At 47.1% G+C, this 10,753-nt stretch carries 9 protein-coding genes; 6 read left to right on the top strand and 3 right to left on the bottom strand.

Annotation, left to right across the window (positions count from 1 at the left end; all coding sequences use genetic code 11):
* The first annotated feature begins 312 nt into the window (after window positions 1-312).
* On the top strand, window positions 313-2,277 hold the full coding sequence (locus tag QUB44_RS25940) for a HAMP domain-containing sensor histidine kinase (RefSeq protein ID WP_333372021.1): 1,965 nt from the start codon (window positions 313-315) through the stop codon (window positions 2,275-2,277).
* 304 nt (window positions 2,278-2,581) lie between these two features.
* Here QUB44_RS25940 and QUB44_RS25945 read toward each other — a convergent pair whose 3' ends face one another.
* Together QUB44_RS25945 and QUB44_RS25950 are read right to left on the bottom strand one after the other, a co-directional pair.
* A complete protein-coding gene (locus QUB44_RS25945; RefSeq protein ID WP_333108585.1) occupies window positions 2,582-2,767 on the bottom strand; it encodes a ribbon-helix-helix domain-containing protein in 186 nt (61 codons plus the stop codon).
* Between the two features lie 182 nt (window positions 2,768-2,949).
* On the bottom strand, window positions 2,950-3,135 hold the full coding sequence (locus tag QUB44_RS25950) for a ribbon-helix-helix domain-containing protein (RefSeq protein WP_333063338.1): 186 nt from the start codon (window positions 3,133-3,135) through the stop codon (window positions 2,950-2,952).
* 195 nt (window positions 3,136-3,330) lie between these two features.
* Between QUB44_RS25950 and QUB44_RS25955 the strand changes: the two genes are divergently transcribed.
* From QUB44_RS25955 to QUB44_RS25965, 3 genes are all read left to right on the top strand, one after another.
* The gene (locus tag QUB44_RS25955; protein ID WP_333372023.1) at window positions 3,331-3,813 is read left to right on the top strand and encodes a hypothetical protein; all 483 of its coding nucleotides are present in this window, start codon (window positions 3,331-3,333) and stop codon (window positions 3,811-3,813) included.
* A gap of 153 nt (window positions 3,814-3,966) precedes the next feature.
* Complete coding sequence (locus QUB44_RS25960) at window positions 3,967-4,431, top strand: DUF2281 domain-containing protein (RefSeq protein ID WP_333372024.1); 465 nt, start codon at window positions 3,967-3,969, stop codon at window positions 4,429-4,431.
* Window positions 4,432-4,518: 87 nt separating this feature from the next.
* Window positions 4,519-5,796, top strand: a complete 1,278-nt coding sequence (locus tag QUB44_RS25965) for a tetratricopeptide repeat protein (protein ID WP_333372026.1) — start codon at window positions 4,519-4,521, stop codon at window positions 5,794-5,796.
* A 42-nt stretch (window positions 5,797-5,838) separates the two neighbouring features.
* Here QUB44_RS25965 and QUB44_RS25970 read toward each other — a convergent pair whose 3' ends face one another.
* On the bottom strand, window positions 5,839-6,426 hold the full coding sequence (locus QUB44_RS25970) for a hypothetical protein (RefSeq protein ID WP_333372028.1): 588 nt from the start codon (window positions 6,424-6,426) through the stop codon (window positions 5,839-5,841).
* A 292-nt stretch (window positions 6,427-6,718) separates the two neighbouring features.
* Between QUB44_RS25970 and QUB44_RS25975 the strand changes: the two genes are divergently transcribed.
* Both QUB44_RS25975 and QUB44_RS25980 read left to right on the top strand, forming a co-directional pair.
* Window positions 6,719-8,272, top strand: coding sequence for an NAD(P)/FAD-dependent oxidoreductase (locus tag QUB44_RS25975; RefSeq protein ID WP_333372031.1), 1,554 nt, complete (start codon window positions 6,719-6,721; stop codon window positions 8,270-8,272).
* A gap of 458 nt (window positions 8,273-8,730) precedes the next feature.
* Complete coding sequence (locus QUB44_RS25980; RefSeq protein WP_333372030.1) at window positions 8,731-10,518, top strand: NFACT RNA binding domain-containing protein; 1,788 nt, start codon at window positions 8,731-8,733, stop codon at window positions 10,516-10,518.
* Window positions 10,519-10,753: the final 235 nt, after the last annotated feature.

The raw sequence follows: 10,753 nt of genomic DNA on the forward strand, positions 1-10,753 counted from the left end.
ACAGACAATATCAGCTTTGGGCTACTCACAGGCAAAACAGGTCAGAGAGAATTTTCTGCCTGAAGAATTCCATGCTTGGATAAAATTTTCTTTATTTTGCCTGCTACAGACTTTTACGAGCCGAAAAAGTAATTTGAGAACAGCAATCAACAGCCTAATTATCTATTAGACATCTACCGAATTTAAGTTTCGCCTCTGACTCGACAAGAGTTTCAGATACTTTTTCACAGATGTCTACGGTCAAATAGACAAGATTTTCCGTTTGGAGAACTTAAGAGCGTGGTAGATTTCAACAGAATACAGGGCTTGCATATGTCAAAAATTAACTTGCTAAAAAAAACAGGGAACGAAGCAAGTTTATCGGTTGCCGTTTCGGAATACCAGGGCGAGTTCAATCCAGAGTTAGAACCATTTAACCCGCAGAAAGAACCTGTGGCAACGCGAAAGGTAAACCCAAAAAATAGCAAAGTAGGTAAACTGATGCCGCTCTTTATTTCTGAACAAGTCGCTTCTATAGAAACCCCACATAATAAAATCCCCAGCCAGGATTTTGTAGGAAGATCATGCTTAAAGCTCCGCAAAATGTTGCCATCTAAAATTGGCGGTTGGTCCATCCATAAAAAAATTGGTGGCGGGTATTTCCTGGCAATAGCAATCGGATTTATTGGCTCCCTAAGCGGGCTGGTGATTGCCGATTACTATCAAGGACAAGGATTAAAACAATTCAATGACGCTCACCTACAAGCGCAATTGCTGGGCAATTTTAAAGATGCAGCACTGGCGGCACAATTGCAGGGAGCGCAGCTAGATTCTTTTGTAGATAATCCTGCCAAGCTGGAACTGAAAGAAGAGCAGTTTGTCAAGAGTATTGTTCAGGCAAAAGAGCTGCGGTTGCGTATAGAGAAGTTTGCCGACAGCCAACCTGCTTGGCTGGCAGCAAAGCCGGAAGTTCTCAAAAGTTTACTGCGAGATTGCATGGAAGATTTAGAATCCTACGCCGATACTCTCAAGTCAACTTTGCAGCAAATCCAGCAATCGCAACTGTCACCTCGGGAGATAGAGTCTGCCCGAAAACTTTTGGCGACAGAAAGCGGAAAAGGTGTAAAACAGCTTAACAGCAGCCTTGAGGAATTGAGCAAAATCCTCGATATTGCCCAGCAGCAAGAGGGGCAAGGTGGTGAAGTGATGGAGGATGCTCAAGGAATGGAAAAAGCCATAATTATTATTAGTATGCTGCTGTCGGTAGTGGTGGCTGGAATGGTGGCTGACCGCACCAGTCGGGCGATCGCCAAACCAGTGGTGAGCGTCACTCAGATTGCCGAACAAGTGGCGGCCGAGTCGAATTTTGATTTGCGAGTCCCCGTCACCGGACAAGACGAGATAGGCTCATTAGCTGTGTCTCTCAATCACCTGATTGAGCGAGTTTCCCAACATACTAAAGAATTAAAACAAGCTAAGGAAGCCGCCGTCACCGCTAACACTGCTAAAAGCCAGTTTTTAGCAAATATGAGCCACGAATTGCGGACGCCTTTAAATGCGATTATCGGCTACAGTCAACTACTTTCAGAAGATGCCCAAGATGCGGGATGCGATGAGTTTGTACCTGACTTGCACAAGATTCAGAAGGCGGGCACGCACCTGCTATCTTTGATTAACGATATCCTCGATTTGTCAAAAATTGAAACGGGGGGTATGAAACTGGAAATCCAGGAGTTTGACATCGCATCCCTGGTGGACAATGTTGCGTGTGCCGCGAAACAGTTGGTAGAGAAAAATGGCAATGTTTTAGAAATAGAGTGCGATCGAACTGCGGGTATCATGCACGCAGATTTCAAGAAAGTGCGGCAGGTTTTGATGCACTTGCTGAATAATGCTGGTAAGTTCACCAAAAACGGCAAGGTTAAACTGAGTGTCAGGCGCATTGCAGGAAGTGGCAAATTGAATGCCGCAGGGCGATCGGCGATTGACGATTCAATGCCTGCGGATGAAACTCATTCTGCGGCGATCGCTTGTCCGCTGCTGAATGTTGAAGAGTCGGATTGGATTTGCTTATCTGTTAAGGATACCGGAATTGGAATGTCGGAAGAACAACAGCACAAATTGTTTGAAGCTTTTGTGCAAGCTGACTGTTCAACAACGCGACCTTACGACGGCGCCGGATTGGGGCTGACACTTAGCCGCTACTACTGTCAGATGATGGGCGGGGAAATTTTGGTAGAAAGCGAAGAGGGAAAAGGGTCTATTTTCACTGTCCGTATACCGGCGGGAAATGGGTGATCTGATGTTTGGGCGAGAGATGTAAGGGGTAGGCAGAGGGGCGAACATGTATGTTTCAAACCTCTGGCTTTATGTCCAAATGCTTTAGTATTGTCAGTGGGGGCGATCGAACTCTATTAATTCTAATTGGTTATTTTGCCAATTCAAACAGCACAAACCGCTTGCTCCTGAGCTCCAACCTAAGTCTATGCCGATAAATTTCATATAGTTCTGGACGCAGGGGTGGTCAGAAACCGGCTTTTTTTGCGAAATACTTCGTTACAGCCGGCAAAAAACCCGGTTTCTTTGGCTTTGATGCGTGCACTCAACTTTTCTCCTGTTTCTCATCGGATGGTGGGGACTGTTTTTGCATTTGTTTTTGACGTTCTCTCACCGCTTGTTCCAAAATGAATGCTGACAAGCCGCTGATTGAACGGCGTTCCTCATTTGCCCACTCTTGAAGTAGGTCATAGATTCCTTCTCCTATCGAGGTTGATATGCGTTTAGACATTAGAGGTTAATTGTTTCTTATGTAAGCCGATCGTCATTGTCGAGTATTTTAGACAATTTTGTCGAATATGCACCACAACACTGCTTTTGCACAGCACTATGCGCCCGATCGCGCGCGCATGAATCAGCAATAAAAAACTTCAGTCCTCAGTTTGTTTGAGAGAGCGATCGCCCACACCTCACTCAACTTTTCTCCTGCTTTTCATCCGATGGCGGGGGCTGTTTTTGCATTTCCTTTTGATGTTCTCTGGCTGCTTGCTCCAAAAGGAATGCTGATAAGCTGCTGATTGAACGGCGTTCCCTCTCTGCCCACTCTTCGAGGATGTCATAGATTCCATCAGCCAAATAAGTGGTTAAGCGTTTGGTCATCCGAGGCTCAGTATTTTTTTGTTTAGGGCGATCGTCATTGTGCTGTATCTGGACTGTCTTGTCGAGTATACGTCATTTACGTTACATATATGTGGCGTTTAAGTGATATACTGTGAACAAGTCAAAAGCCAGCGTCATCCCTAGGAAAGTTCGTCGCTGGCTTCTGGCCCCTAAATAAGCAAGGAGGCAATCTCTATGGTACAGCCTGGAAGTGACGGCAGCGAATATACTCGCGGCTATCAACAAGCTTTAAATGATTTTGGCATCACGCAACTGCTGTCGGGTATCCGCAGCTACTCTGATGAGGATTTTGATGCCGATCGCGCGCGCATGACTGGGCCAGAGCTCGAAAGCTTTGCGGTGTTTCTGATTCTGCGCGTCGGGGCGAATCTCAAAGGAAGTACGATCGCCCGCTACCTCAACACTCTCAGAAAAGCAAATTCTCCGACGATCGCCGATCGCCCCGCGATCGAACTCAACTCAAATTCGCGAGGGAAAACATCTGAAAAGTCAAAGCAGGGCGATCGCAATTCTTGGGCGATCGTCCGAATCTTACCGAATGCTCAGCATTATACAATTGCCCGTTTTGTCAATCGCCAAGATGCGGACGATCGGCGGAGGGCTTTGTGTCGGTTTATTCCAGGGGGTGTGTTTGAAGTTGTGTGCGATCGGGCTTAATTAAAAAACACAAATCCCGTAGTCCGTCGGGGATTTTAACCCCCGCCGGACTGTTGTGTGAAATATCAATTGCAATGGACTTTTGCTAAAAGGTCGATCGCTTCAAAACCGCTTGTACTACAATTAAAATCCATACTCTCTTTACTAAAACCGATGGAAACCATCAATCTTAAAGAAGAAGTCCGCAGCTTAATAGATCGACTGCCTGAAAATTTTACCTGGTCTGACCTGATATCTGCAATTTATCACAGACAAGCCATGAAATCCGAACCTATCCAAGTTAAAGGCATAAAACAAGGTAAAAACATCCAATTGGCAGAAAATTTTAACATTCCTGACGGCTCCGAAGTTCTGATTGAAGTGCGGGAAGTTTCGCCTGTCAACCATGAGGAGAAGCTGAAAAGGATGAAAGAGTTTTTGGCAGCTTTGTCAGATGAAGACAGAGAGGAATGGAAAAAAATTGGAGAATTTCTAGAGAGCGATCGCACAACCAATAGAAAATCATCGGTGATGCCTCCTAAAAAGCGCCGTGTACCACTGTTTGGCAGCGATCGCGATTTAATTTCAATATCTGACGATTTTGACGAGCCATTAGAAGATTTCAAGGATTATATGTAATGAGACTTCTGTTAGATACCCATATTAAGTAAAGATTCTGCGTTTGATGTCTATTCTATTAATCGACTTTGGTAAATTTTGAAAAAGATGAAACGAATTATTAGCAGTGTTTTGGCTTTGAGTGTGTGTCTGACTCCTCTGAGTGTGCCGCTGATGGTGCAACCGAGTTGGGCGCAAAGTCAAAATTCACAGGTTGAAAAATTAAAGCAACTCATAGAGCAAGCACAGCAACAGGAAAGGCAAGGACAACCTCGACAGGCAATAGAAACATGGCAGGAGATTCTAGCCATTGCGCGACAATTTAAACAGAGACGAGGTGAAGCTATAGCACTCAATTATATTGGTCTTAACTACGACAGCATTTCCCAACCGCAAGAAGCATTGAAATACTATAACCAAGCTTTACCAATTACGCGGGAAGTGGGCGAGCGCAGGGGGGAAGCTAGTACTTTGAATAATATTGGTAGAGTTTACGACAGTATCGGACAACCGCAAGAAGCATTGAAATACTATAACCAAGCTTTACCAATTAGGCGGGAAGTGGGAGATCGCGCGGGGGAAGCTACTACTTTGAGTAATATTGGTGCAGTGTACGACAGCATTTCCCAACCGCAAGAAGCATTGAAATACTACAACCAAGCTTTACCAATTAGGCGGGAAGTAGGCGATCGCAGGGGGGAAGCTAGTACTTTGAGTAATATTGGTTTAGCGTACAACAGCATCTCCCAACCGCAAGAAGCATTGAAATACTATAACCAAGCTTTACCAATTACGCGGTCAGTGGGCGATCGCGCGCAGGAAGCTATTATTTTGAATAATATTGGTAGAGTGTATGACAACATTTCCCAACCGCAAGAAGCATTGAAATACTATAACCAAGCTTTACCAATTCTGCAGCAAGTGGGCGATCGCAGGGGGGAAGCTACTACTTTGAATAATATTGGTTTAGTGTACGACAACATCTCCAAACCGCAAGAAGCATTGAAATACTATAACCAAGCTTTACCAATTCTGCAGCAAGTGGGCGATCGCAGGGGGGAAGCTACTACTTTGAATAATATTGGTGCAGTGTACAACAGCATCTCCCAACCGCAAGAAGCATTGAAATACTATAACCAAGCTTTACCAATTCTGCAGCAAGTGGGCGATCGCAGGAGGGAAGCTGGTACTTTGAATAATATTGGTTTAGCGTACAACAGCATCTCCCAACCGCAAGAAGCATTGAAATACTTTAACCAAGCTTTACCAATTTGGCGGTCAGTGGGCGATCGCAAGATGGAAGCTACTACTTTGAGTAATATTGATGCAGTAAACAACAGAAGTCAACCGCCAAGCAGAACAAATATCCTCCAAACTCCGAAATAAATAAAGTTAATTCCCTGCTATATTGCAGGCAGTTAAGAACCGCTAAACTCTCCCCCACAAAGCCAAGCCGCCGCCCCTTCCCCTAGCCGCAATTATCCCATCTTCTACCAGAAAATATGCAAAAAATGCCTGCTTCCCCACACTCAAACTAAAAAATTCCGCCTCCCGCGCTTCTCCACCGCGAATAAATCCTTGATACACAGTTTTACCCAACAATTTCACCGTAATTCTGGTAAAATCAAAAGCTAAAATATTTTTATTAACCAAAAACTTAGTCGGCCCCGATAGAGTTAGTACGATCGCCCCAACTTGCACCGAATTTTCCACCCTGCCCGTTTCGCTATTCTCTTCCCCTTCAGCCACAGGTTCGGCCGAATAAGCAATTTGAATTTTCGCAATCCACTCAGGGATGTAACGTCCCGCACCCAACACAATCCCCGCTTTTTGTCGAGTCTTTTTGGTGCCGGTGATAAAGCAGAGTTGCCAGTTGCCGATTAATTGCTCGAAAGAATAGCGAATTTTATTTTTTTTCGCGTTTTTCTCAGCTTCTAGGAGGGCGGCGACTACAGCGTCAGGAGATGGTTTAGAATTAGATTGGGCAGCTTGTTCTAGAATAGATATATTTTCCATTTAATAATATACAGATTTGTATTTTAAGAGTGGTAGCTGAGTCGATCTCCCCCTAAATCCCCCTTAATAAGGGGGACTTTGAATGCTTCTAAGCCTGCCCTTGTTAACAAGAACTTTGACTGCTTCTTGTCCCCCCCTTATTAAGGGGGGCTAGGGGGGATCGAGCCTACAGTCAACTGCTTGCTTCTTCCCCCTTGTGTTTTGGAGGGCTAGGGACGATCGCATCTGTTAAATGCGTAAGTCCTAAAGCTGCAAGACATTGATAATATTAGCTGAAGTAGCGGAGAAAAACATGGTTGCGATCGCCCCCACAGACACAGAAATCATCATCATCGGCAGCGGAATAGGCGGCTTGACTTGCGCTGCAATGCTTGCCCGCTATGGCTTTGACGTTGTGGTTTGCGAAAGCCATTCGATCGCGGGCGGCGCCGCACACGGTTTTGAACGCGACGGATTTCGCTTCGACTCCGGGCCCTCCCTGTACTCAGGATTATCCTACAGCCCGTCTGCAAATCCGCTGCGGCAAGTTTTGGATGCGATCGGCGAAAAACTCCCCTGCATCACCTACGATACCTGGGGTTGCTGTTTGCCAGAAGGCGATTTCGACACATCCGTCGGTGCGAGTCAATTTGCTGAAGTGCTCGCACAACTGCGCGGCGCGGCAGCAGTCGCCGAATGGCGGCAACTCCAGCGCATCATGGAACCCTACGCCAAAGCTGCCATAGCCTTGCCCTCCCTGGCTTTGCGCTTCGATTTGGGCGCTGTTTTTACCCTCGGCCAATTTGCGCCGGCTTTCCTGCAAAGTGCTGGCGAGGCGATCGCACTTGCAGGCCCTTTCAGCAAAATTATGGACAAAAATGTCAAAGATCCCTTTGTCCGAAATTGGCTGAATTTGTTGTGTTTCCTGCTGTCTGGACTTCCCGCCGACGGAACGATCGCAGCCGAAGTCGCTTTCATGTTCGCCGACTGGTATCGCCCCAATGCAGTCTTGGACTATCCGATCGGCGGTAGTGCAGCTTTGGTAAATGCCCTGGTACGCGGTTTAGAGCGCCACGGAGGGCGGTTGCTGCTAAATTCCCACGTTGCAGAAGTTTTGGTGGAAAACAACCGGGCTGCGGGCGTGCGGCTGCGATCGGGCAAAATTATTCGATCGCACAAAGCCGTCGTCTCCAACGCTTCCGTTTGGGATACCCTGAAACTGTTGCCTGAAACCTCTGTCTCCCAAAGGTTTCGGCAAGAGAGGCAGGCGACGCCCGAGTGCGACAGCTTCATGCACCTGCATCTGGGAATAGATGCTGCCGGAGTGCGATCGGACTTAGCTTGTCACTACATCTTCGTCAAAGACTGGGAAATGGGCGTTTCTGCCCCTCTGAACGTCGTTCTCGTCTCGATTCCCTCCCTCCTCGACCCCGACCTCGCGCCTCCGGGAAAGCACGTCATTCACGCCTATACCCCCGGAAACGAGCCTTACGATTTGTGGCAAAAGCTCGATCGCACCAGCGAAGAGTACAAGCTGCAAAAACAAGCGCGCGCCGAGGTAATGTGGTTCGCCTTAGAGAGAATTATCCCCAATATTCGATCGCGCTGCGAAGTCACCTTAGTTGGGACACCCCTCACCCACGAACGGTTTTTGCGCCGCCATCGCGGTTCCTACGGGCCCGGAATTCGGGCGGGTAGCGGCTTGTTTCCCGGACCGACAACACCTTTAGCGGGGCTGTTTTGCTGCGGAGATTCGACGTTTCCGGGAATTGGTTTGCCCGCTGTTGCTGCTAGCGGGGCGATCGCCGCCAATACGATCGCACCTTTGTACAAACATTTGGAATTGATTCGGGAAGTTATTAGTTAGTTGTTATATCGATTCCGGTTGCACCGTCCGTGCTTGTTGACTGTTGACTGTTGACTGTTGACTGTTGACTGATGACTAATGACTAATGACTGATTTGATATCATTTCGGCGCAGCCGGAATGGATATTATTAGACCTCTCCTATAATTATTGTGGAACAGGCATCCTGCCTGTTCAAAACCTCCTTTTTAGGAAATGTTTATTAGTTATTTGTTATTTGTTAACGGAATTATTGAAGCGCTTTCCTAGCATAGGACGCGAAGCAAGAGCAAACAATAATTGTAAATACAGCAGTTCTCAATAAAGTGAGGTATGCCCTATGCCCTATGCCCTATGCCCTATGCCCTATGCCCGCTTATCAAGCGTACACCTCATGTTACTGAGAAAGGCTATAGTTAGTAAAATGTGACCGATATCTGTCAGCATAGAAATAGATAGTTCGATCGCAAAGAGGCCACCGTGCAACCCGTAGACTTTACAACTTTAACCGCAGCTTGCAGCGAACTGCGAGCCCAATGGCTGCCAGCGCGCTTAGAACAAGTCTACCAGCGCGATCGCTTCACCGTGTCCCTAGCCCTCCGCACCATGAAAGGGCGCGGCTGGATTGACCTTTCCTGGCATCCTGTGGCCGCCCGCATCTGCGTCGGCGACCCCCCGCCGCGCATTCCCGACACCTTCACCTTCAGCGAACAACTGCGGCATCAACTCAGCGGTTTAGCCTTGGTTTCCATCGCCCCCGTTGCATCCTGGGAAAGAGTCATCGACTTGCAATTCGCCAAACGCCCCGGAGAACCAGCCCTCTGGCACTTGTACGCCGAAATCATGGGGAAGTACAGCAACGTCATCCTCACCGCCCAAGACAACCTCGTTGTCACCTGCGCCCACCAAGTCAGCGCCAAACAGTCCACCGTCCGTCCCATCCAAACCGGGCAACCCTACGAAATGCCCCCGTCTTTGACCGATGCAGTGCCGAGTTTGAGTGAATCTCAAAACCGCTGGCAATCACGAATTAGCCTGGTTCCTGGGCAATTAAAGGGCAATCTGTTGAAGAATTACCGAGGGATGAGTAAAGCCTTAGTTTTGTCAATGATTCGATCGGCAAATCTAGACCCCGAACAATCCACCGACAGCCTGAATCCCCAGCAATGGCAGCAACTATTCCAGCGCTGGCTGTACTGGCTGCAATGCCTAGAAAACTCCAAATTTCACCCAAGTTTTACCCCCGAAGGTTACACCGTCATCGATTGGCCAAAACCCGACGAAACAGAAACAAATCCCGAAAACCAATCTAACTCTCCTCTTCCTTCTTCCTTCTTCCTTCTTCCTTCTTCCTTCTCTTCCGTTCAAGAAATACTCAACAGCTACTACACAGGCGAAATCAATCAACAAGTATTCGCCCAACTGCGGCATCAGCTTACCCAAAAACTCAACACCGTCCTGGCAAAACTGCGCCTAAAAGCCAACACATTTAAAGAACGCTTGCAGCAATCGGCAGATGCCGACACCCACAAATCCCAAGCCGACTTGCTGATGGCAAACTTGCAGCATTGGGAACCCGGAATGAAATCAATTTCCCTCCCCGACTTTGAAACCGAGAAACCAGTAATCATTCCGCTAAATGTGGAAAAAAACGCCGTTCAAAACGCTCAAGCAATCTACAAAAAACACCAAAAACTTAAAAGAGCTCGCATTGCAGTAGAACCATTGTTAGCCGCCGTACAGGAAGAAATCGACTATTTAGAACAAGTTGAAGTCGCACTTTCAGTATTGGAAACCTACCGCAACACCCAAGATTTGCAAACCCTCGCCGAAATCCGCGAAGAACTGATCCAGCAAAAATATCTAGACGTACCAGATTACCGCAGTACCGACAAAAATGCTGCGATCGAATTTCACCGCTACCAAACCCCCAGCGGCTTTGAATTATTAATCGGGCGCAACAACCGCCAAAATGACCAACTCACTTTTCGCACCGCCAACGACTACGACTTGTGGTTCCACACTCTAGAGATTCCCGGAAGCCACGCTTTGCTGCGTCTCAAACCCGGTACTGTGGCTGAAGAAACTGATTTGCAATTTGCCGCCGACATGACTGCTTACTACAGTCGCGCCCGCCACAGCGAACAAGTCCCGGTGGTTTATACAGAACCGAAATATGTATACAAGCCGAAAGGTGCTAAACCGGGTATGGTTGTATACAAGCAGGAGCGAATTGTCTGGGGCAGACCGCAGCAAGCTCCGGCTTGATTTATACAAAGTGCATAAAATAACTGAGCGGAGTTTTTAGGCAAAATAACAGGTTTGGTAGCGATAAACTTAGACAGAAACCGGGTTTTTGAAGAATTGTTTAATTATATAAAGTGAGCAAAAGTGCGATCGTCCCATCAAAATTAAAATGCGTCTGTAACCCACATTCCGCAGATATTCAAGCAGATTTAATTTCAAAGGAATTCATAATTGCCAAAACCTCAAATGATTGCAT

The organism is Microcoleus sp. AT3-D2 (genome assembly GCF_036705715.1).
Classification (GTDB): Bacteria; Cyanobacteriota; Cyanobacteriia; order Cyanobacteriales; family Microcoleaceae; genus Microcoleus.